This window comes from Sulfurimonas sp. NW15 (assembly GCF_051132285.1).
GTDB lineage: Bacteria > Campylobacterota > Campylobacteria > Campylobacterales > Sulfurimonadaceae > Sulfurimonas > Sulfurimonas hydrogeniphila.
Genome location: NZ_CP093237.1, coordinates 2,233,840 through 2,254,419, shown reverse-complemented (window position 1 = coordinate 2,254,419; position 20,580 = coordinate 2,233,840). Strand labels below are relative to the sequence as shown.

At 39.6% G+C, this 20,580-nt stretch carries 22 protein-coding genes; 13 read left to right on the top strand and 9 right to left on the bottom strand.

The window, feature by feature from the left end; all coding sequences use genetic code 11:
• Positions 1-7: 7 nt before the first annotated feature.
• Entirely contained in the window at positions 8-394 is a 387-nt protein-coding gene (locus tag MLC52_RS11640; protein ID WP_151899345.1) for a FixH family protein, read from the bottom strand.
• Positions 395-530: 136 nt separating this feature from the next.
• Here MLC52_RS11640 and MLC52_RS11635 point away from each other — a divergent pair, with 136 nt between their 5' ends.
• The 6 genes from MLC52_RS11635 to MLC52_RS11610 all read left to right on the top strand — a co-directional run bounded on the left by MLC52_RS11635 (position 531) and on the right by MLC52_RS11610 (position 4,050).
• Entirely contained in the window at positions 531-1,013 is a 483-nt protein-coding gene (locus MLC52_RS11635) for a putative iron-sulfur cluster-binding metallochaperone (protein WP_418640783.1), read from the top strand.
• Between the two features lie 35 nt (positions 1,014-1,048).
• Positions 1,049-1,363 carry a nucleotidyltransferase family protein gene (locus MLC52_RS11630; protein WP_346389789.1) on the top strand — a complete coding sequence of 105 codons (315 nt, stop codon included), beginning with the start codon at positions 1,049-1,051 and terminating at the stop codon, positions 1,361-1,363.
• Complete coding sequence (locus MLC52_RS11625; protein WP_151899348.1) at positions 1,356-1,718, top strand: HepT-like ribonuclease domain-containing protein; 363 nt, start codon at positions 1,356-1,358, stop codon at positions 1,716-1,718. Before MLC52_RS11630 ends, MLC52_RS11625 begins: the two co-directional genes overlap by 8 nt.
• On the top strand, positions 1,715-2,362 hold the full coding sequence (locus tag MLC52_RS11620; RefSeq protein WP_151899349.1) for a response regulator transcription factor: 648 nt from the start codon (positions 1,715-1,717) through the stop codon (positions 2,360-2,362). Before MLC52_RS11625 ends, MLC52_RS11620 begins: the two co-directional genes overlap by 4 nt.
• Positions 2,355-3,470 (top strand): sensor histidine kinase, encoded by a 1,116-nt coding sequence (locus MLC52_RS11615; RefSeq protein ID WP_418640782.1) that lies wholly within the window; start codon positions 2,355-2,357, stop codon positions 3,468-3,470. Before MLC52_RS11620 ends, MLC52_RS11615 begins: the two co-directional genes overlap by 8 nt.
• A gap of 67 nt (positions 3,471-3,537) precedes the next feature.
• Positions 3,538-4,050 (top strand): ferritin-like domain-containing protein, encoded by a 513-nt coding sequence (locus MLC52_RS11610; RefSeq protein ID WP_230973283.1) that lies wholly within the window; start codon positions 3,538-3,540, stop codon positions 4,048-4,050.
• Between the two features lie 9 nt (positions 4,051-4,059).
• Here the strand turns inward: MLC52_RS11610 and MLC52_RS11605 are convergent, their stop codons facing one another.
• Positions 4,060-7,182, bottom strand: coding sequence for an efflux RND transporter permease subunit (locus MLC52_RS11605; protein WP_434580569.1), 3,123 nt, complete (start codon positions 7,180-7,182; stop codon positions 4,060-4,062).
• Positions 7,183-7,451: 269 nt separating this feature from the next.
• Between MLC52_RS11605 and MLC52_RS11600 the strand changes: the two genes are divergently transcribed.
• Positions 7,452-8,726, top strand: a complete 1,275-nt coding sequence (locus MLC52_RS11600) for an MFS transporter (RefSeq protein WP_151899353.1) — start codon at positions 7,452-7,454, stop codon at positions 8,724-8,726.
• Positions 8,727-8,734: 8 nt separating this feature from the next.
• On the opposite strand, the gene MLC52_RS11595 is transcribed toward MLC52_RS11600, so the two are convergent.
• From MLC52_RS11595 to MLC52_RS11580, 4 genes are read right to left on the bottom strand one after another with little or no spacing between them, the layout of a single operon-like run.
• Positions 8,735-9,007, bottom strand: coding sequence for a type II toxin-antitoxin system RelE/ParE family toxin (locus MLC52_RS11595; protein ID WP_434580567.1), 273 nt, complete (start codon positions 9,005-9,007; stop codon positions 8,735-8,737).
• A complete protein-coding gene (locus MLC52_RS11590) occupies positions 9,000-9,248 on the bottom strand; it encodes a prevent-host-death protein (RefSeq protein WP_346389785.1) in 249 nt (82 codons plus the stop codon). The genes MLC52_RS11595 and MLC52_RS11590 overlap by 8 nt, the downstream gene beginning before the upstream one ends.
• 44 nt (positions 9,249-9,292) lie before the next feature.
• Positions 9,293-10,291, bottom strand: a complete 999-nt coding sequence (locus tag MLC52_RS11585; RefSeq protein WP_188110011.1) for an efflux RND transporter periplasmic adaptor subunit — start codon at positions 10,289-10,291, stop codon at positions 9,293-9,295.
• Positions 10,288-11,466 (bottom strand): TolC family protein, encoded by a 1,179-nt coding sequence (locus MLC52_RS11580; protein ID WP_434580565.1) that lies wholly within the window; start codon positions 11,464-11,466, stop codon positions 10,288-10,290. Before MLC52_RS11580 ends, MLC52_RS11585 begins: the two co-directional genes overlap by 4 nt.
• A gap of 154 nt (positions 11,467-11,620) precedes the next feature.
• On the opposite strand from MLC52_RS11580, the gene MLC52_RS11575 reads away from it, so the two are divergent.
• Together MLC52_RS11575 and MLC52_RS11570 are read left to right on the top strand one after the other, a co-directional pair.
• Positions 11,621-11,959 carry a hypothetical protein gene (locus MLC52_RS11575; RefSeq protein WP_151899357.1) on the top strand — a complete coding sequence of 113 codons (339 nt, stop codon included), beginning with the start codon at positions 11,621-11,623 and terminating at the stop codon, positions 11,957-11,959.
• 48 nt (positions 11,960-12,007) lie between these two features.
• Positions 12,008-13,492, top strand: coding sequence for a sensor domain-containing diguanylate cyclase (locus tag MLC52_RS11570; RefSeq protein WP_434580564.1), 1,485 nt, complete (start codon positions 12,008-12,010; stop codon positions 13,490-13,492).
• Here the strand turns inward: MLC52_RS11570 and MLC52_RS11565 are convergent.
• Positions 13,475-14,380: an A/G-specific adenine glycosylase gene (locus tag MLC52_RS11565; RefSeq protein ID WP_434580562.1), complete on the bottom strand. Its 906-nt coding sequence runs from the start codon at positions 14,378-14,380 to the stop codon at positions 13,475-13,477. The genes MLC52_RS11570 and MLC52_RS11565 overlap by 18 nt on opposite strands.
• 29 nt (positions 14,381-14,409) lie before the next feature.
• The gene (locus MLC52_RS11560; protein WP_434580560.1) at positions 14,410-16,182 is read right to left on the bottom strand and encodes an ABC transporter ATP-binding protein; all 1,773 of its coding nucleotides are present in this window, start codon (positions 16,180-16,182) and stop codon (positions 14,410-14,412) included.
• Between the two features lie 102 nt (positions 16,183-16,284).
• On the opposite strand from MLC52_RS11560, the gene MLC52_RS11555 reads away from it, so the two are divergent.
• Together MLC52_RS11555 and MLC52_RS11550 are read left to right on the top strand one after the other, a co-directional pair.
• Positions 16,285-16,539, top strand: a complete 255-nt coding sequence (locus tag MLC52_RS11555) for a hypothetical protein (protein WP_151899361.1) — start codon at positions 16,285-16,287, stop codon at positions 16,537-16,539.
• Positions 16,540-16,680: 141 nt separating this feature from the next.
• Positions 16,681-17,682 (top strand): cytochrome-c peroxidase, encoded by a 1,002-nt coding sequence (locus tag MLC52_RS11550; protein ID WP_418641418.1) that lies wholly within the window; start codon positions 16,681-16,683, stop codon positions 17,680-17,682.
• 13 nt (positions 17,683-17,695) lie between these two features.
• Here the strand turns inward: MLC52_RS11550 and gltX are convergent, their stop codons facing one another.
• On the bottom strand, positions 17,696-19,084 hold the full coding sequence (gene gltX, locus MLC52_RS11545; protein WP_434580559.1) for a glutamate--tRNA ligase: 1,389 nt from the start codon (positions 19,082-19,084) through the stop codon (positions 17,696-17,698).
• Between the two features lie 174 nt (positions 19,085-19,258).
• Here gltX and MLC52_RS11540 point away from each other — a divergent pair, with 174 nt between their 5' ends.
• Positions 19,259-20,095, top strand: a complete 837-nt coding sequence (locus MLC52_RS11540) for a peptidylprolyl isomerase (protein ID WP_434580558.1) — start codon at positions 19,259-19,261, stop codon at positions 20,093-20,095.
• Between the two features lie 3 nt (positions 20,096-20,098).
• The gene (locus tag MLC52_RS11535) at positions 20,099-20,536 is read left to right on the top strand and encodes a deoxycytidylate deaminase (RefSeq protein ID WP_151899364.1); all 438 of its coding nucleotides are present in this window, start codon (positions 20,099-20,101) and stop codon (positions 20,534-20,536) included.
• Positions 20,537-20,580 lie beyond the last annotated feature (44 nt).

The following is a 20,580-nucleotide window of genomic DNA, read 5'->3' as shown; positions in this document are numbered from 1 at the left end:
TTGCCTTTTAAAAGTTTAATGTTGTTTTAACACGAGACCTTTTTCCTGTTTTAGGTGTGATAAATATATGCAGTTGCCATGTTCCGCTCATTGCAAGATTGAGTGTTGCTTTGTATTTTCCGTTACCAAGATTTTGGGCATTTGCTTTTGAGCTCATAGCAGGCATCCCCGGCATGGCTGGCATAAAGGCTTTGAGTGCTACTTTTGCATCAGTGACAGGTTTGCCGTTTTTCTTGATAGTGACAATAAGTGTGTTGGAACCGGTAGTAAGCGGTTTGTCTGCGGTGATATGTACTGCTGTTGTTCTGAATTTTGCATCCTTGGAGAATGCGGCTGCCTGAACAAGTGTTGTGCCTAAAAGCAGTGCGAAAAAGATTTTTGCCAAAGTTTTCATAAGAAACTCCTTTTTGTTTTGTTAGGAGAAGTATATAACTTTTTTGTGGTGTGTTTGTGTAGCACAGGGACAAAAATGTATGACACAAAGATTACACAGGAAAAATATATAATTGACTTTTTAAAAAGGATAAGTCATGACAGATCTGTTTAGAACAAAAAATGAAGGTGATAACTGCTGTACGCCTCAGCCAAAAGGCAAAGTTGCCTGTCCGATATGTGGAGAAAAAGCCAAAGGGGTGCTGGGCAAAACACTGCAGCATCTTTTAACAGAGGAGGCAAAATCAAAACTTTCCTGTTTTGACGGTTTTTATTACTGCAAAACAGCTGCATGCGAAGCAGTCTATTTTCGGGGCGATGAGATACTGACACAGGATGATATGAGCATTGTCGTCGGACTCAAAGAAGGAGCAACTCCGGCTACTGTATGCTACTGTTTTGGCTGGAGCAAAGAGAAAATAAAAGCGGAATTAGAGGCAACAGGACAAACAACAGCACTTGAAGACATCAAAGCAAAAATGAAAAATCCCGGCTGTGCCTGTGAAGTGCTGAACCCAAGCGGCGGATGTTGTCTTGGAGATGTAAGCATGGCGATAAAAGAGCTTATAACACAGAGTTAGGATGTTAGTGGCACAGATATGCTATAATCTGTCTTATGAAAGCGACAAAAAACAATATCATAGAGTATCTCAAACAGATAAAACCTGAACTTTATAAAAATGGCATCAGCTCAGTCGCCCTTTTTGGGAGTTTTGCAAAAGAGACACAAACAGTTTACAGTGATATTGACATTGCCATATCCAAAGATAAAAATTTCTTACAGACAAACACATCTTATGATTACTTTGATACAGTAGCAACGATAAAATCAAAAATACGAAAGCAGTTTCATAGAAATATAGATATTTTTGACTTAGACAGCAACAGTCCATTTAAAGAGAGTATCAAAAAGGAGCTTATATATGTTTAGTCAAAAATCTGTAGAGAGAATAAAAGTTATAAAAAAAAAGATTCTCTTTATAGAGGAGATAGTGAAACAAAACGGCTCCATTGAGAAAGCGTTAGAAGACGAACAAAATGCAAGAGCAGCTATACTTATGCATCTTACATCCATTTCAGAACAGTTTGATAAATTACTTCATAACGGTGAACTTGAGATACTTTCAAAGTTTGCAAAAGAGGATATAAAAGGAAGTTACGAACTAAGAAATTTTATAGCGCATGATTATGAAGGTGTGGACCTGTATATAGTGGAAGATGTAATAAAAACAAGATTACCCATAATTAAAAAAACGACTGAAGATATACTTATAAACGAAAAATGAAAATATTACTCCTTGAAGATGACACGGCACTGGCAAACATTTTGGTTGATTTTTTGGAAGACGAATATGAGGTTGTGCAGACTTACAGTATGAAACAGGCACTTGAACTCTCGGAAAATGAAAAATTTGATTTGTATATTTTTGACATTAATGTTCCGGATGGCGACGGTATTTCACTACTGCGGGAACTGAGAGACTTCCATGATGAAACACCGGCTATTTTCATTACCGCTTTTCATGATACAAAGTATCTCAAATCCGCTTTTGAATCAGGCGCGAACGATTTTATAAAAAAACCTTTTGATTTGGAAGAGCTGGCACAGCGTATAGAAAACATTAAGAGACATTTTGGACTGGAAAGTCTGGTGAAACTGGATGAACATATCATATTTGACACAAAAACACATATACTCAAAACGCCAGAAAAAATGATCAAACTGACACATAAAGAGAGTGACTGTCTTCATTACTTTTATAAAAACCGTCATCGTGTGGTAAGTTCTGACGAACTGTTGCAAAATTTTTGGGAGTATGAAGATATGCCGAGTGATGATGCTATTCGTACCATTGTAAAAAATCTGAGAAAATACATCGGCAAAGAACATATTGTCAATATCCGGGGAGAGGGCTACAAATTTGAATGAGTTGGAAAAAAAGTCTTTTTACTCTTTTGTAACGCTCTATCTTGTCTCTTCCTTTTTGTTTGTTTTGCTCTCAGGATACTGGTACTACAGCGCACAGAAAAATTCTTTGGAGAGTGCAACCTATTATAAGCTCAACCATATCGCCGACAAACTTTCAGGACTCATAATTAATGCACAGATGAAAGGGACAACATTACAGCTCCCAAATGAAAAAGGGTATGAATACAGTTTGATTGGTGCAAATGAAGCTGCGGGTTTTAAAACAGGATATTATGAGAAAAACGGTTATAAGGTTCTGGTTTCGGATGCACCGCAGGAACATCTGAATATTGAATATGTCCTTGTCAGAACAAAAGAGTATTTCAAACAGCTGCACGAACTGCAAAAAAATGTCCTTTTGGCTATGAGTGTGGGTTTTTTCTTTATTGTCCTCATCTCTGTCATACTTGCCAAACTGTTTATGAAACCTGTGCATCAGAGAATGGAGCAGATAGAGAGCTTCATTCAGGATGTCTCGCATGAGTTAAATACTCCTATAACCGCTTTGAAAATGAGTGCGAGCCGGGCAATCAAGAAAAAAGTTTATGATAAAAAAATACTGACGAATATCTCTATAAGCACAAAACAGCTTGAGAGTATCTATAAGTCACTGACATTTTTAAATTTTAATCAAAAACAGCAAGAAGCAGAGGATGTGAATCTTAAAAATATTTTGGAGCAGACTATCGGTTACTACAGTGAACTTACAAATGCAAAAAATATAAAAATAGAGAGTCAGCTTGAAGAATGTTATTTTCATATAATTCCCTCACGGGCAGAACTGTTGTTTTCCAACCTGCTCTCAAATGCCATCAAATACTCTCTTCCCCAAACAAAAATAAGCATAAAACTTGATAAAAATGCCTTTGTTATAGCAGATGAGGGTGTCGGTATAGAGCAAAAAAAACTTGATGCAATTTTTGAAATGTATAAACGTGAATCAGATATAGCAGGCGGATTCGGTGTGGGTCTGAGCATTGTGAAACAGATATGTAATGCATATGGTATCACAGTCAATGTTACATCCCAACTTGGAAAAGGAACACAATTCACACTTCTTTTTAAATAATAATAATTTTCTTTTAAGAAGAGTTGCCTTATACTTGAGGTAATTCAAATCAGAGGAGAAGAATATTATGACACGAGGAAATTCGATTATTAAAGGCATAGAACCTGAAACAGTGGTGAAGTTGCTTAACAGAGCCTATGCTGATGAGTGGCTGGCCTATTATCAGTATTTTATAGAAGCAAAAGTGATTAAAGGCATTATGAAAGATGCGGCATTTGCGGAGCTGACACAGCATGCAAATGATGAACTCAGACATGCCAATATGGTTGCCGACAGAATCATACAGCTTGGCGGTACACCGCTTCTGAATCCGCAAGAGTGGTTTACGCATACAAACTGCGGCTATGAAGAGCCAAAAAACTTTGATGTGGTTGCCATCCTTGAAGACTCTATAAAAGGAGAACAGTGTGCAATCAGTACCTATTCGGAACTTGCCAATATTGTCAAAGACAAGGATATCATCACTTACGATATGGTTTCTCAGATACTGGCCGATGAGGTAGAGCATGAAGCAGATTTACAGGATCTGCATGATGACATTACAGAATTTGTCCAAAATATAAAAAGTACGATGCAATAAAAAAGAGGATTAAATATCCTCTTTTTGGGAAAGTTGTCGTTTTGCATAGATTTCAAACAGGATCGGAATGATGACAAGGCTCAAAACAGCTGAACTGACAACTCCGCCAAGCATAGGTGCGGCAATACGCTGCATGACTTCGCTTCCTACTCCGTGGGTATACATAATAGGTGTCAGACCTGCCAAAATAGCAAACACCGTCATAAGTTTTGGACGGACTCTTTGTACAGCTCCTTCATAAATTGCGGCATTGAGTTCTTTGATTCCAAAGTTTTTTCCATATTTTTCTTTATATTCATCCACCGCTTCCTGCAGATAAATTATCATGACGATGGCTGTTTCCGCGGCTACTCCAAGGAGTGCCAAAAATCCGACGATAACGGCTATACTCATGGCAAAGTTGAGGATGTCTATATAGATAAGTCCGCCTAAGAGTGCAAAAGGCAGAGTGAAAAAGACAATAATTGTCGGTCCCGGTTTTTTGAGTGCCATATAGATGAGTAAAAAGATGACAACAAGAACAGCAGGCACAATCCAGATGATACGCTTCATAGCCGAATCAAGATATTCAGACTGTCCCGCCCATTCTATATAGTATCCCGGATCAAATTTGATTTGATTGATGAACTTTTGTGCGCCTATTTTATACTCTGTCGCACTGATACCCTCTTTTGGTGTGATATAAATGAAGGTCACAGGTGCTGCCATTTCGCTTTTTATGACAGAAGCGCTCTGTCTGTAAGCCACTTTTGCAAGTGAACCAAGCGGAACAAAGCCAAGTTTGGTTTTGACCTGTATGTTTCTGATGGACTCAAGGCTTCTTCTCTCATTGTCTTCCAGACGCAGTGCGATAGGATAACGTTCAAGACCTTTGTACATTGTTGAAACTTTCATGCCCCCGATGGCAAAAGCTGTGTACTCCAAGAGCGTATCTTTTGTCATGTTGTATCGGGCAAGTTTCTCCTCATCAGGGATAATGTCAATGTAGTATCCGGCACTTGCCTGATCTGCAAATACGGAGAGGGTTTTGTCATACTCCCGCAGTTTGTCTTCTATCTGTTTGCCGAATTTTTGCAAACCTGCCGCATCCATTCCGTAGAGTTTGATACCGATAGGGGTTCGGATACCGCTTAAAAGCATATCGATACGACCGCGAATCGGGTAGGTCCAGGAATTTGTCAGTCCCGGAACCTGCAAAGCGGCTTCCATGTCTTCACGCAGTTTGTCATAGGTCATGCCTTTGGGCCACTCGGACTTTGGTTTGAGCGTGATGATAGTCTCAAGCATACCAAGAGGAGCAGGATCCGTTGCCGTACCTGCACGCCCGGCTTTGCCAAAAACATTTTCTACTTCGGGAAAACTTTTGATAATCTTGTCTGTTTTTTGCAAAAGCTGTTTTGTCTGGTCTATACTGATACCGTAAGGGGTAACAGGCATATACATGAATGTCTGCTCATTGAGCATAGGCATAAATTCCCATTTCAGACTCTTGTAAAGCGGATACATGTAACCAAGAGAGAGTAGAACAAGAACAATGACAAGATATTTTGCTTTGAGGCCGTAGACAATAATTGGACGATAGAGCCAGATGAAAAATCTGTTCAGTGGATTTTTGCTCTCTGGCAGGATTCTGCCTTTGACAAAAAATATCATCAGTGCAGGGACCAGAGTGATGCTCAGCAGTGCGCCTGCAGCCATTGCAAATGTTTTGGTAAAGGCAAGCGGAGTAAACAACAGTCCCTCTTGACCTGTCAGTGCAAAAATAGGCAGGAATGATACGACAATAAGTGCAAGTGCGAAAAATATCGGACGCCCGACAAGCTGTGAGGACTTGAGTATGATGGCAATGCGCTCTTTTTCTGTCGGGATTCTTCCTTCTTTGTGTTCAAATTTGTGCAGCATTTTGTGGGCATTTTCTATCATGACGATGGAGGCATCAACCATGGCACCTATGGCAATGGCAATACCTCCAAGACTCATAATGTTTGAGCCGATACCAAAGATTTTCATCAGCAAAAAGGTAAAACCGACTGTTAAAGGCAGAACAATAATGACAATAAGCGAAGAGCGAAAATGCATCAAGAAAAGTCCAATGATGATGACAACAATAACGCTCTCCTCAATAAGCGTATCTTTTAAAGTGTCTACCGCTTTGTCAATGAGACCTGAACGGTCATAGACGGTGACAACATCCACACCCTCAACTTTAAGCTCTTTCATTTTTTCCTGAACACGCTTAATCATTGTATAAACATCTTCGCCGTAACGTGCCATAACGATACCGCCGACAACTTCGCCTTCGCCGTTTAAGTCTGCCAGACCGCGACGCGGTGCAGGGGTAAGTTCTACCCGTGCAATATCACCGAGTTTTACAGGTGTACCGGCTTTTGTTGTGACAACAAGTCCTCTGATATCATCAAGGTTTTTAATATAGCCTTTGGCCTGTACCATCCACTCATATCCGTTTTTAATGACGATACGCCCGCCTGTATCATTGTTGTTCTTGGCCAATACTCTTTTGATGTCCTGTATGCTGAGATTGTAGCGAACCAGATTGTCATTGTTTACTGTCACCTGAAAGGTAGGAATAAATCCGCCGATACTTGCTACTTCACTGACACCGTCAACACCCATAAGCGCATATTTATAGTAATAGTCCTGGAGGGTACGCAACTCGGCAAGATTCTTTGTTTTTGATTTGAGGGCATATTCATACACCCAGCCCACACCGCTGGCATCGGGACCAAGGGATACATTCATGTTTGCCGGCAATTGCGACTGAATGGAAGCAAGCTGTTCAAGAACACGGCTTCGTGCCCAGTAGAGATCTGTTCCCTCTTTGAAAATGATGTAGATAAGACCGTTCTCATAGGTAGAGTATCCACGTACCGTATCAATATTGGCAATAGCCAAAAACTGTGCAACAAGCGGATAGGTTCCCTGATCTTCGACAATTTCAGGAGACTGTCCTGCCCAATTGATTTGTACAATGACCTGAGGAGGAGACAAGTCAGGCAAAGCATCCAAAGGCGTGTTTTTCATACTCCAAATAGAAGCACCGACAAGAGCAAAAGCCGCCAAAAGAACAATAAACTTGTTTTTTATACTAAAAGCGATGAGTTTTTCTATCATAATTTGTCCATTTTTTTAGTTTTGAAAATTATAGCACGCTAGTGTGTAGCGTTTGTGAGAAATAGTATGAGACAATCAGGATTTTTAGAGCTGCCCTTCAATGTCATTAGGTTAAGCAACTTTTTTGGAACCCGTACTTCAGTGCGGGCTGAGAGTGGCAAGACTATTGCAACAGCCGGCACTGAAGTACCGGTTCCGAGAAAGCATTAATTTTCTTAACTTAATGGCATTGGAGGTTCTCTTAATATATTTTCTTATAGAATTAGGATATGAAAAACAATAATAAAAAATCTATATACTCCTGGGCACTGTATGACTGGGCAAATTCTGCCTATGCAACCACTGTTATGGCTGGATTTTTCCCTATATTTTTCAAGTCTTATTACAGTGTGGGAACTGAGGTGACTGTGAGTACCGCGCAGCTCGGATTTGCAAATTCAATTTCGAGTTTTGTGGTAGTGCTTCTTGCGCCTTTGCTTGGGGCTGTGGCTGATGCAGGTTCACTCAAGAAGCGTTTTTTGTTTCTTTTTGCATTTTTGGGTATTTTGATGAGTGCCTCACTGGCTCTTGTCGAGCAGGGAAACTGGCAGATGGCGGCACTTGTCTATACGCTGGGAAATATCGGTTTTATGGGATCAAATATTTTTTATGACGCTTTGCTTCCCTCTGTGAGTAATGATAAAAATGTTGACTATGTTTCAGGCCTGGGCTTTGCCCTTGGATATCTCGGAGGCGGTATTTTGTTTGCCTTGAATGTTTTTATGGTACAGGAACCCGCCTTTTTCGGTTTTGAAGACAAGGCTGCGGCGATAAAAGCTTCTTTTGTCAGTGTTGCAGTGTGGTGGGCGGTTTTTTCATTGCCTCTTTTGCTTTTTGTAGAGGAGAAGAAGGGAGACAAAGAGCAGAAAAATATTTTATTGGTTGCAGGGTATCTGCGTTTGAAAAAAACCTTTCAAAGAGTGGCAAGTCTTAAAGGACTTTTGCTTTTTTTGGTGGCATACTGGCTCTATATTGACGGGGTTGACACTATTATCCGTATGGCTGTTGATTACGGAATGGCGCTGGGGTTTGACAGCAGCAAGCTTATAATGGCCTTGCTTATTGTGCAGTTTGTCGGTTTCCCTGCCACACTCATTGTTGCCAAACTTGCCGATATCTGGGATACAAAAAAAGTTATCTATCTTTGTATCGCTGTCTATATATTTATTATTGTTTATGCTGCGATGATGGAAGATGTCTATGAATTTTATATACTGGCAATACTTATTGCATTGGTTCAGGGAGGTATTCAGGCACTGAGCCGTTCCTATTATGCCAAAATGATACCGCAAAAATATGCGGCAGAATTTTTCGGATTTTATGATCTTCTTGGAAAATTTGCAGTTATCATAGGGCCGCTTTTGGTAGCCTTTGTCGCACTCTTTAGCCATAATTCAAGACTCTCGATTGCTTCTGTTGCCATTCTTTTTATTCTCGGCGGACTGCTTCTCTTTTTTGTAGATGAGAAAAAAGTCGCAAAAGATGTGCGCCAGGCAATGGAATGAGATGCAAATTAATATACCTCATCATGTGAACCGATGTCTATAAGAATGATCTGCTCATCTATAATGATAAAATCTATGAGGATTCTGTAATCCATATCAATAGAGACAGAATGATATTCACTTAACGACCCCTGCAGTTTGTGCAAACGCAGTGAAGGGTGAAAAGGGTTTTTCTGTAAAAGAAGAATAGTTTTTGTGTATTTTCCTTTTAAATTTTGATGCTTTTTAAAAAACTTTTTTACTGTTTTTTCATACTTTTTACTAAAAGTGATTTCATACATCAGCTATCTCTTTTAAATGTTTTGCAACATCTGTATGATAATCTCCATTTTTAATATCCTCCATTACCTCTGTATAAGCACGGTCAAGTTCCAAAGCACGAAGCTCTTTATACCTTTCTATGTCCATAACGACATACTTTTTTTCACCACGAAAATTGATAATAACCTCGTCCCATTTCTCCAAGAGTTCTCCAAAAAGAGAAACGCCTCGTTTTTTTACTTCATTTGCGCTGACTGTCATAAGAATATCCTTAAAAGTACTTTTAAGAGTATTATAACACAGTTTTAATACAAGCCGTTTATCTGCGCATCACTGTCCATCATAAAGAGGGCATTGTTGACAACTTCATCGCCGGCATTGAGTCCGCTTGTTATGATGTATGTTTCATTATTGAGCGGTTTGACATTGACTTCCATCGGTTCATACTCTCCCTCAAATTCTCCGACAACAAAAACATAGTATTTTCCGTCTTTTAAGATAACCGCACTCTGCGGCAGTGTCAGATACTCTTTTGCCTTGTCTTTTGAAATTACATCCGCATACATTCCCGGAAAAAGTGTATGGTCTTTGTTCGCCAAAGTGAGTCGCATAGTGAGTGTTGCCTCTTTTGGACTCAGATTTGGATAAAGAAACTTTGAATGCGTCTCGTATGTTTTATCGGTTGTTTTAAAACTGACACGAAAGTCATTGGCATGTTTGAGCCATTTGACATCATCTTCAAAGACCTTTACCTCAACCCAGACGTCATCAAGATTGACTATCTCAAAAAGATTTGTTTTTGCATTAAAAGCAGATCCTTCATTGATATTTTTCATAAAGATATAACCGCTTTGCGGTGCATAGATTGTTGTGTTCGGTGATACTTTTCTCATCTTTATAACTTGAGAAATCTCATTTGGCGCGACTTCCAGCAAAGAAAGTTTCAGCTTTGCACTCTTGAGCATACCTTTGTTTGGTCTGTTTTTTGTGTAGTTGTACGAGTTGACATAGTCCTCTTTTGCTTTGTATACTTCAGGAGAGTAGACAACTGCCAAAGGCTCGCCTTTTTTGACATATTTGTAAATTTTGTCGGCATAAAGTTTTTCGACAAATCCTCCAAAACGGGGACTCACTTCATACACTCTCGCTTCATTTGCTTTGACAAAACCGTAATTTTTTTTGCTGTGGCTTGTTTTTGTTTTTTGTACCTTGACGGTCTGAACTGAAAAAAGCTGTTCCACCGATGCTTCTTTTGCCGATACCATCAACGGCAGCAAAAGTAGTAATAATTTTAAATTTTTCACTGTAATTCTCCTTTAAGTTGTGCTATTTTGGCTTGTGCCAGGTTGTAGTTTGCGACGGCTTTGATACTTTTTTGTTCCAAATCAAGTTTTTGAAACAGGACATCTATATATTTGAACAAATCAGCCCCGACAGAGATGGAAGAGCTTGAAAGCTCAAACATGTGAGCAACCTGGGGAAGGGCTTCATCTTGAATAATATGATATATTTCATAAGAAGAGAGCATTTGCGCATAATAGGCTTCAAGCTCGGCATTGACAGATATCTGAGTATCTGCTTTTTGGCTTGTAGCGGAGAGAACCAGGGCGCGTGCTTCTTCTTCTTTGTAGTCTTCCGTGCCGTATATAGGCAGGCTCAAGCCGAAACCAAAATTAAAATAGTTGTTGAAATTTTCTCGAAGAGCATAGCCTGCGATGAGATTAATGTCCGGATAGTTGTTGAGATCTGCCATTTTTAACTTTGCATTTTGTTTGAGAATCTCTTTGTCTTTTATTTTAATATCCGGGTTCTCTGCTAAAGATTTTTGCAGTTGTCCCAAATCCGGTTTTTCCCCCATTTGTATATTTATATCCAAATGGTGTACTTTAAATGAGGCCAGATAGGAGAGTCTTGCATAGGCAGCATTGATTTTTTCACGCAAAATACTTTTTTGGATTTGCAGATCTGAGAGGGAGAGTTCCGCTTTCATTATTCCGATATGCTGGTTCTCATCAATACTTGTGTAGGATTCGTACAGATCAATGTTTTGTTGTGTCAGTGTGACATACTCATCAATAATTTTATACAATTCATTCAGTTTCCAAATGGTATAGGCTTCACTCTTTATCTGTGCAACCAGTTTTGTTTTTGCTGCATTTAGTTTTTCCTGCAACAAAGCATCTTCCGCTTCTGCAATTTTTTTGTTGGTTTCACGTTTATTGTAAAAAGGAATTTTTTGTTTGAATGTCACCACAGACTGACTCATCGCCTGCGAAGAATTGAGTGTATTTTTTGTTATGAGCAGTTGGGGGTTTTCAAATTGGTCGGAGACTGCTATATTATATCTATTTGCCTCAATTCTTTCATTGATAGCTTCCAGCGACGGTTTTTTTGCCAAAGAGATGTCAATAATTTCACTCAGGCTGACTGCCTGTGCTCCGGAGCAAAGTAGGAAAATACCCAGTATCACTGTTTTCATAAATTATTCCTCTGTTTTTTTAGTTTTCAAAGTATAGCATGCTAATGTGTAGTGTTTGTGAGTTTTGTTGCTTATATGTCTACGCTAACTCAGTCAACGAAGCGGTGAGAAAGCCTTTTATTGTTAAGATGTTGTTTTAATAAAAAGGGAAAAAATGAAAGAGATAGAAGAATTACTGCAAAAGTACAACCACTTTAAGCATGAACAACTGCGTTCAATACAACAGCTGCCCGATACAAAAATTGTGACACTTGTGGTGCAGGATGACGAGGGGGAGGATATTCACACTGTTAAAATTACTTTTAGCGGTATCAATGCTTCGAGAATTTTGGAAAACCATGTCCTCTCTTTCTTAGATATGGGCTTTGGGATAACACTTATCAAAGAAAACAACCTCTATGGCTTTGCCCTTGGAAGCGGAAGTACAATGTTACATGTACACAATGCGCCTTTGTACATTGTCGCTTCTGATATCAAGATAGAAGAGAGCTAGCTTTATTCCTTAACATAGCTTTCAGTTTGTTTGCTATAAGCTATTTGTATGAAGAACTCAAAAAATAAATTTTTTATGATTGGGATTACCATTTTGCTTGTATGGGTTTTTATAGAAGCATACTTCTACATGATAGCTGTAGAGGCACAAAAAAACTATACTGACAATTTACTCAAAGATGCACGGGAACATTACGAAGAAATAGAAAATATCCGTAATCTTCCTGCCGAGATTGGAACTTTTTATGTGAAAGAAGGTGATGCCTTTAAAAAAGTTGATCCCAGTCTGCTTGTACAAACCCTCTTGAAACAATACCAAACAAACGATTTTTACTATACAGTGACTCCAAAGGTGCAACAAAAAGCTCTTTATAAGCTTGAGAGCGAAAAAAAAAGGCTTTATTATGTTTATAAAGAGATTGCCATTGATATGGATGCCTCTTTCTATGTAGAGAAGATACAGAGCGTCTGGTTCAAGTTTTTTGCAGTAAGTTTTTTATTTACTGTTTTTACACTTGTCCTTCTTTTTCTCATCAGGTTTTTACAAAAAAAGAGCAGTAGTTATGAAAAGCTAAGCAATACGCTTGAACTCAAAGTTCTCCAGCAGACAAAACTGCTCGAAGCAGAACATGCCAAAAAAGAGATTTATCTGGAGACGCTTTTTGAAAAGAGTCCCAATATCATCATTATCACAACCGGCAACAGTATTACCCGGGCGAATGAGGCATTTTTTAAATTTTTCAAAGAGTATGCTTCTTTGGAAGAGTTTAAAAGAGAGCATGAATGCATTTGTGACTTTTTTTGTGCATCATGCCATGGTGATACCATCAACAGCACAAAAATGCAATGGGTGGAAGATGTTCTGGGTGAGGAAGAGCCAATCATAAAAATCTGTTACCTGGAGCAGGAATACTATTTTTCTGTGTATGCCAAAAAGATATATGAAGAGAATAAAATGCATATGATGGTGACATTAAATGATATAACAGAAATATATAATATTCGGCATAAATTTGAAGATTTGTCCATGCAGGACGCACTGACAAATATTTACAACAGGCGGTACTTTAATGTAGTGTTTCCCCAGGAGCTAAACAGAGCAAAAAGAACCCGTGAGAGTTTTTGTTTTGCGATTATGGATGTGGACAATTTTAAACTCTACAATGATAACTACGGGCATGATGCAGGGGATGAGGCACTTCAAAGCATTACTGCAAAAATCACAGAACTGACACAGCGTGCCAATGAGTTCTTTTTCCGTTTGGGCGGAGAAGAGTTTGGCTTCGTCTGCAGCGCCTATACAAAAGAGGAAGCCTTTAGGCACCTGCAAAATATATGCAAAGAGGTGCAAAACCTGAAAATTGAGCATCTTTACAATGAAAAATATGGAGTGCTTACTATATCTATAGGCGTATGTTATCTCTCTGATGCACGCGAGGGTGAAGTGAAATATATTTATAAAAGTGCGGACAATGCCCTCTATAAAGCAAAAGAGAGCGGAAGAAACAAAGTTGTTCTATTTGAAAACTGTTGAGAGCGCTTTTTTTGTCAAAGAGGAGATTGGAGCGCTGTGCAAGGCCTTTGTTTCTACCCAGATGCCACCTTCAAAAGAGTCGAGTGTGTAGAGCTTTACATGTAGGCGGTATTTTGTGTAGGCGTGTTTGAAACTGCCTAAAAAATCTTCTTCTATCGGGTCGACGGAGGGAAGTTCAAGCATGCCTTTGTACATGTTTCCTGTAGCAGGGGTAAGGGCTATTTTTTCATTTTGTATGCAAATACCGTAAAAAAGTTCGAGTGATTCATACTCTTTTTTCTTTGTTTTTGTATATAACTCCGCTTCTGTTTTTCCCTGACACGTTTTTTGTAGCGGACACTCTTCGCATTTTGGATTTTTGGGCAGGCAGACAAGCGAACCCAAATCCATAAGGGCAAGGTTATGGCTTCTGGTGTCTTTGTGATTTAGGAGTTTTTGTGCATATTCCCAAATGGCTTTGTCCTTTACATGTAAGAGGGCAAAATAACGCTTGAGCACTCTTGCTATGTTTGTATCGACAACAGGAATACTCTGATTGTAGCCGAAACTGCAAACGGCACTTGCGGTGTATTGCCCTATGCCGGGCAGAGAGAGCAGCTCCTTGTAGTCTGTCGGCAGAGATTTTGGTGAAAGTCGGGCTGTTTTATGAAGATTTCTTGCACGCGAATAGTACCCAAGTCCGCTCCATGCCGCTAAAACATCATCCAGCGGTGCATTTGCAAGGCTTTGAAGTGTGGGAAATTTCTCCAAAAACTGGGGGTAGTATTCATCCCGTACACGATTGACCTGTGTTTGTTGGAGCATGATTTCGCTGAGATATACACGGTAGATGTCCTGTGTATTTCGCCAGGGAAGCTCATGCCTGCCTGCTTTTTCATACCATGCCAAAAGTTCTTTCTGTGCCTGTTTTATCTTTTTTATAACAACTGCTCCTTGAGAAATTCGCTGTAGTGCCCTTCTTGTTCTTCAAGTTCTTCATGCGTGCCGCGTTGGACTATTTCGCCTTCATTGAGGACATAAATCATATCGGCATTTTTAACAGTGCTGAGTCTGTGGGCGATGGTAATGACTGTTTTTTTCTCAAGCAGGGGAGCGAGTGCTCTAAAGAGTTTGGCTTCGGTGTGTACATCGAGTGCAGAAGTTGATTCATCAAAAATGACGACACTCGGATTTGCAATTATCATTCTGGCGATGCTGAGTCTTTGTCGTTGCCCGCCTGAGAGGCGTATGCCGTGATGCCCGACGAGGGTGTCAAGTCCGCTTGGCATACTTTGGAGCATATCTTGAAGCTGTGCGATTTCAAGAGCTTTGTAGATGGCCTCATCGCTAATGTTTTCATGTCCCATGGTGATGTTAAATCTGAGTGAAGCGTTAAAGAGGATAGGCATCTGCAACACTAAAAATATTTTTTGGCGCACGGAGTGTTTGTCCAGTTCTTCTGTGGGAATATCATTGTATCTGAGTTCGCCGGATGTTTTTTCATAAAAACCGGCAATTATCTGTGCAAGGGTTGTTTTGCCGCTGCCGCTTGCACCGATAAGCGCTGTTTTTGAACCGTATTTGACATCAAAAGTTATCTCTTTAAGAATGAGCTTATCACTTGAGGCATAACTGAAGCATATATTTTTTAAAGAAATATCAACGCTCTTTGTTGTAAGTTTTTTCTCCCCGCTCGTTTCTGTTTTGAGTGTCAGGACTTTGTTGATACGCTCTAAAGCAGCTTTGGCGGAGGCATAACTGTACTGCATGGAGAGGATGTCCTGGACCGGTGTCATGATAAACCAGATGTAGCCAAACATGGCAAACATCATACCGATACTCAGATCACTGTAGGCTACAAGCAAAAGTCCTGAAGCGCGAATGAGTTCAAAAACACTTAAAAAGATTGTATAAGAGAGTTTCTCATAGGCGACACTTTTAAAGCTGAATTCATTGGAAGTATCCTGAATTTTTTTTGCCTGTTCTATCGCTTTGCCAAAAAAATGCTGTTCTTTGTTACTGGCCTTTATCTGCCCGAACAGTTCAAGCGTTTCGCCGACATTTTCCTGAAATTCTGCAATTGCCTGGTTCTCTTCTTTTTTGAGTTCTCCCACGCGTGCGGACATTTTTTTGCTGACAAACATGATAAGCGGCTGCACAAAAAGTATGAGTATGCCCAAAACAGGATTGATAACAATCATCACGATACCGACGGCAAGAAGGGTTAAAACAGAGGCAACAAAACGTGAAGCACTGCTCATAATAAATGCATCAAGGGTATTGATGTCGGTGATAAGATTTGCCGTAATAGCACCGCTTCCAAGGGTCTCATAGGCATTCATGGAAGTTTTTTGGAGATGTTTTAAAAGACGTGAACGTATCATAAAAGTGACATATTTTGAAATTTTTGTAAATATTTTTGTGCTGAGTACCCCTAAAAAGTAGTATAAAAAGCGTAAAAATATAACAGCAAAGGCAACAAGCCCAATATAGTAAAAAGCAGAACCGCTGCCAAAAAGTCTGTCAATGGCAGGAACAATATACTCAGGTTTGTGCAGCAGGACTTCATCTACCATGACCGGCAGCATCAAAGGAATGGGAACACTGACGATGATAGCCAAAATGGTCAAAATCTGCCCGTTTATCAGAGAAGATTTTTTATGCAGCGCTAATGCAAAGATGGATTTTATAGTGACAGGTTTTTGATTCATAAAAGAATTATATCTCAAAAAAGCAGACTCTAAAGTTAACTTTTTTATGTTTTTAGATATTTCAGGTATAATATATTGTGAAAAAATAGATAAGGACAGGTTATGAAGAAAATATTATTGGCAGTTGTCTTTGCCGGCTTACATGTAATGGTGCTTAACGGGGATGATATTACACAAAAGCATATTCAGCAACAGATACAAAAAGAACAAAAATATGCAAAAGAGCAGAGGTTTTATCAGGGAAAAGATTATAATCTCTCAGCAGTGGAAGTGGACCCAAGTGATTTGGATGCAATCCCTACCATTGAACCGGAAAATGATTTTGATATGACGGATGTCTACAGAGATGATATTTAATGGGGATATTTTGAAAATAGACGGATTTTATAGCTGAATAAGTTCTTTTTAAGCAATAATATCAAATAATTCTTAAAAGATAATATTTTTCTATTAATGAAAGTATGCTCTTTACTAAAAAAAGGATTCTCCGTGAAGAAAATGATTTTTTCATTATCAGTTGTTATATCATCCCTCTATGCTTCAGACACTCTCCTGTTAGAACAGGCAAAACAAAATTTTGCACCATTGCCAAAAACATTTCCTTCTGCGCAATATACCATGACGCCGGAAAAAATCAGACTTGGAAAGATGCTTTTTCATGAAAAAAGAGTTTCTATAGACGGAACAACGAGTTGTGCAAAATGCCATCCGTTTAGTTATTACGGAGCAGACAATCTTGAAAAATCAAGAGGGAATTTTGGAAAACTGAATCCAAGAAATGCACCAACGGTCCTCAATGCTGCAGGTCAGGTTTCTCAGCACTGGCGCGGAGACAGAAAAGATGTTGAAGAGCAGGCAAGAAAGGCATTGCTCGGAAAAGGCTCTTTTGGCGCACCTTCTAACGAGTGGGTGGAAAAGAAGCTGCAAAGTATTGAACAATACCGTATTTTGTTTAAAAAAGCATTTCCAAATGATACGAAGCCGATAAGCGTTGCCAATTATGCAAAGGCGATTGGAGCATGGGAGCGCACACTATCAACACCTTCACGGTTTGACGAATTTTTAGAGGGCAAAACAAATGCTTTGACACAAAAAGAAAAAACGGGGCTTAAAACATTTATAAAAACAGGCTGTGCCTCTTGTCATTCAGGAGCACTGCTTGGCGGTACAATGCTGCAAAAATTTGGAGTTGTTGCGCCTTACTGGGAGTATACCAAAAGCAAGAAGATTGATGAAGGTCGCTACAATGTCACGAAAAAAGAAGAAGACAAATATCTCTTTAAGGTACCGCAACTTAGAAATGTTGCAATGACTTCCCCTTATTTTCATGATGGCAGTGTTGCATCATTGCAAGAAGCTGTAAAAATAATGGCAAAGGTGCAGTTAGGGGTAGATTTATCGCAAGAGGAAACAGAAAGTATTTATCTGTTTTTACAATCTTTAACCGGGAAATTATCGCAAGATATAGTGACTGTGCCTATTTTACCGGAGACAAATTAAAACACAGAAGCCATTATATATTGGCTTCTATGGCTCTGGCAATACGAAGGATGGTTTCATCCTTTCCGATGACAGACATAACGACATCAAGTCCCGGACCGCTCATTTTACCCAGCAGTGCCACACGAAGCGGATTGCCGATTTTTCCAAAACCGATTTCCATCTCATTGACAAGGGCTTCCATCACATGATGATAGTCACTTGGCAGGTGCAGCTCTTTTGCTTCATCAAGTTTGTTTGCAAAATGTTCAAGAATTTCAATCGCATTGCCTTTAAAGGCTTTTTTGACAGCTTTTTCATCATATGACTGAGGTGTTGTCACTATCTCATTGATAAGCGTTGCCAGCTCTTTGAGGGTTTTTGCCCGTTCTTTAAGGGCGTCAAGCAAAATCTCTTTTTTATCGTGTGAACTTAGTACCACGCCAAAATCAGCGAGCAGTTCCGTCAGTTCTTCATTAGGTGTGTTTTTAATGTAGTGGGCATTGAGCCAGTCGAGTTTTTCCGTATTGTAAATGGAGGCTGATTTGTTGATGTCTTTTGGATCAAACAGCTCTTTCATCTCATCCATAGAAAAAATTTCCTGATCTCCGTGGCTCCAGCCAAGACGCACAAGAAAGTTAAGCAGTGCCTGTGGTAAATATCCCATCTCTTTGTATGCCATGACATCTGTCGCACCGTCACGTTTTGAGAGTTTTTTGCCCTGTGCGTTGTGAATCATAGGGACATGGTAAAATTTCGGAACATCAAATCCGAGCGCTTCATAAACGACGATTTGTTTAGGAGTGTTTGAGAGGTGGTCGTCTCCGCGGATAACTTCATTGATACCCATCAAAGCATCGTCTATTGCCACGACAAAGTTATAGGTAGGACTTCCGTCTGCACGGGCAATGACAAAATCATCCAAAATATCTTCTGCCTGAAACGAGATATCGCCTTTGACACCGTCATGCACGACTATTTCACCGCTTAGAGGTGCTTTGATGCGGATGACAGGATCAACACCTTCGGGAGGAGTTCCGCAAAAGTCACGGTATCTGCCATCATATTTTGTCCGTTCTTTGTTTGCCATTTGTTGCTCACGCAAAGCATCAAGTTCCTCTTTGCTCATATAGCATTTGTAGGCTTTTCCCTCATCAAGCAGCTGCTGTATGTATTTTTTGTAAATATTTTCACGTTTGCTTTGGTAGGTGATTTCTCCGTCTGCTTCAAGTCCAAGCCATTCAAATGCTTTTAAAATGGCCTCTGTTGCCTCTTGAGAATTTCTTGCTTTGTCGGTATCTTCAATGCGAAGAAGAAACTTTCCCTTGTTCTTTCTTGCCCACAGATAAGAAAAAAGAGCCGTGCGTAAACCGCCAATATGCAGATAGCCTGTAGGAGATGGAGCAAAACGAGTAACAACCATGATATACCTCTTGTGTTAGTGTTCACTTCTTATGTAAACTTAGCGTGAGGCTCAGACTGGCAAGGAGAATTTGCCCTCTAAGTTAAGGTTACATAAGAAGTTTCTTGCAATTTTAGGCAATTGTTGGTTAAAGGTTGGTAAAATACTCTATTAAAATTAACAAAATGGATTTTTATGTTTAAATTACTCGTATTACTTATGCTTGCAAGCTTAGTAAATGCAGAAGTCTATGACGGTGTCGCAATTGTTGTAGAAGATAAAGCAATTACTCTGCTTGATATTGAAAAAGAGATGCAGCAGGCGCATATAGATGCAAAAAAAGCGTCCGACATCCTTATTCGTAAAAAACTTGAAGAGCTTGAAATTGCCAAAAGAGATATTTCGGTTTCAAGTACGGAAGTGTATGATGATATTAAAAAAATGGCTGAAGCAAACGGATTGACAATCAGTCAGTTGTATGATGCTGTGAGAGAACAAAGCGGTATGAGTTCTACAGAATTCAAAGAAAAAATAAAACAAAAACTTTTAAGCCAAAAGCTTTATGTTGCCATTGCAATGTCATCACTCTCCGAACCGACTGACGAAGAGATAAAAGAGTATTATGAGCTGCACAAAAAGCAGTTTAACCATCCCGAATCTTTTTCTGTCATCATAAACGAATCAAAAGACAAAAGCCGACTGCAGGAAAAAGTAGACAATCCAATGTTTTATGCACCCGATATCAAGACACAGGAGCAGGTATTGCCTTACAATAAAATTCCGCCACAGCTTGCGGCAATCTTGGAAAAAACACCCCCAGACCATTTCACTCCGGTTTTGCCTGACGGCAGAGGCGGTTTTATGTGTTGTTATGTAAAGTCGACAACAAAATCAAAAAAAGTGGATCTGAAAAAGCTGAAACCGCAGATCATCAATGCGATTATGGCAGAAAAACGTGAAGCGGTTTTGAGTGACTATTTTGCACGGCTTCGTGACAATGCAGATATAAATATTATCAGACTGCCCAAATAAACTATGCTCAGCGATAAAAATTTTATAAACATAGCTTCAGAAATAGCCTCAGCATCCAAATGCGTTTCAAAACAGGTCGGTGCTGTCATTGTCAAAGACGGACGCATCTTAAGTACAGGCTATAACGGAACACCTGCAGGCTATACGAACTGCTGTGATCACTGGAACGACGAGTATACAAAAGAGCACCATGAGTGGAGCAAGACATACGAAATTCATGCAGAGATGAACGCGATTATCTGGGCGGCGAGAAAGGGCATCTCCATTGAGGGCGGAACAATTTACGTCACTTTGGAACCTTGCAGCGAATGCAGCAAAAATCTTATTGCCAGTGGCATCAAACGCATTGTATATGCCAAAGAGTATGAACATACTCACTCCAAAACCATCTCAAAGTTTTTGGAAGATAACGGAGTGAGCATAGAGCAGTTAGCTCTTTAAAAACTCTTTTGCTTTAGAAATAGGAAGACAATTGCCATGCCTTG

What these genes read in the sequence shown, in the direction of transcription:
- MLC52_RS11640 (WP_151899345.1), bottom strand. Translation starts at nt 394, where the DNA reads ATGAAAACTTTGGCAAAAATCTTTTTCGCACTGCTTTTAGGCACAACA.
- MLC52_RS11605 (WP_434580569.1), bottom strand. Translation starts at nt 7,182, where the DNA reads ATGATAGAAAAACTCATCGCTTTTAGTATAAAAAACAAGTTTATTGTT.
- MLC52_RS11635 (WP_418640783.1), top strand. Translation starts at nt 531, where the DNA reads ATGACAGATCTGTTTAGAACAAAAAATGAAGGTGATAACTGCTGTACG.
- MLC52_RS11620 (WP_151899349.1), top strand. Translation starts at nt 1,715, where the DNA reads ATGAAAATATTACTCCTTGAAGATGACACGGCACTGGCAAACATTTTG.
- MLC52_RS11610 (WP_230973283.1), top strand. Translation starts at nt 3,538, where the DNA reads ATGACACGAGGAAATTCGATTATTAAAGGCATAGAACCTGAAACAGTG.
- MLC52_RS11555 (WP_151899361.1), top strand. Translation starts at nt 16,285, where the DNA reads ATGAAGAAAATATTATTGGCAGTTGTCTTTGCCGGCTTACATGTAATG.
- MLC52_RS11570 (WP_434580564.1), top strand. Translation starts at nt 12,008, where the DNA reads ATGAAGAACTCAAAAAATAAATTTTTTATGATTGGGATTACCATTTTG.
- gltX (WP_434580559.1), bottom strand. Translation starts at nt 19,084, where the DNA reads ATGGTTGTTACTCGTTTTGCTCCATCTCCTACAGGCTATCTGCATATT.
- MLC52_RS11630 (WP_346389789.1), top strand. Translation starts at nt 1,049, where the DNA reads ATGAAAGCGACAAAAAACAATATCATAGAGTATCTCAAACAGATAAAA.
- MLC52_RS11560 (WP_434580560.1), bottom strand. Translation starts at nt 16,182, where the DNA reads ATGAATCAAAAACCTGTCACTATAAAATCCATCTTTGCATTAGCGCTG.
- MLC52_RS11575 (WP_151899357.1), top strand. Translation starts at nt 11,621, where the DNA reads ATGAAAGAGATAGAAGAATTACTGCAAAAGTACAACCACTTTAAGCAT.
- MLC52_RS11625 (WP_151899348.1), top strand. Translation starts at nt 1,356, where the DNA reads ATGTTTAGTCAAAAATCTGTAGAGAGAATAAAAGTTATAAAAAAAAAG.
- MLC52_RS11590 (WP_346389785.1), bottom strand. Translation starts at nt 9,248, where the DNA reads ATGACAGTCAGCGCAAATGAAGTAAAAAAACGAGGCGTTTCTCTTTTT.
- MLC52_RS11580 (WP_434580565.1), bottom strand. Translation starts at nt 11,466, where the DNA reads ATGAAAACAGTGATACTGGGTATTTTCCTACTTTGCTCCGGAGCACAG.
- MLC52_RS11550 (WP_418641418.1), top strand. Translation starts at nt 16,681, where the DNA reads ATGATTTTTTCATTATCAGTTGTTATATCATCCCTCTATGCTTCAGAC.
- MLC52_RS11595 (WP_434580567.1), bottom strand. Translation starts at nt 9,007, where the DNA reads ATGTATGAAATCACTTTTAGTAAAAAGTATGAAAAAACAGTAAAAAAG.
- MLC52_RS11600 (WP_151899353.1), top strand. Translation starts at nt 7,452, where the DNA reads ATGAAAAACAATAATAAAAAATCTATATACTCCTGGGCACTGTATGAC.
- MLC52_RS11535 (WP_151899364.1), top strand. Translation starts at nt 20,099, where the DNA reads ATGCTCAGCGATAAAAATTTTATAAACATAGCTTCAGAAATAGCCTCA.
- MLC52_RS11540 (WP_434580558.1), top strand. Translation starts at nt 19,259, where the DNA reads ATGTTTAAATTACTCGTATTACTTATGCTTGCAAGCTTAGTAAATGCA.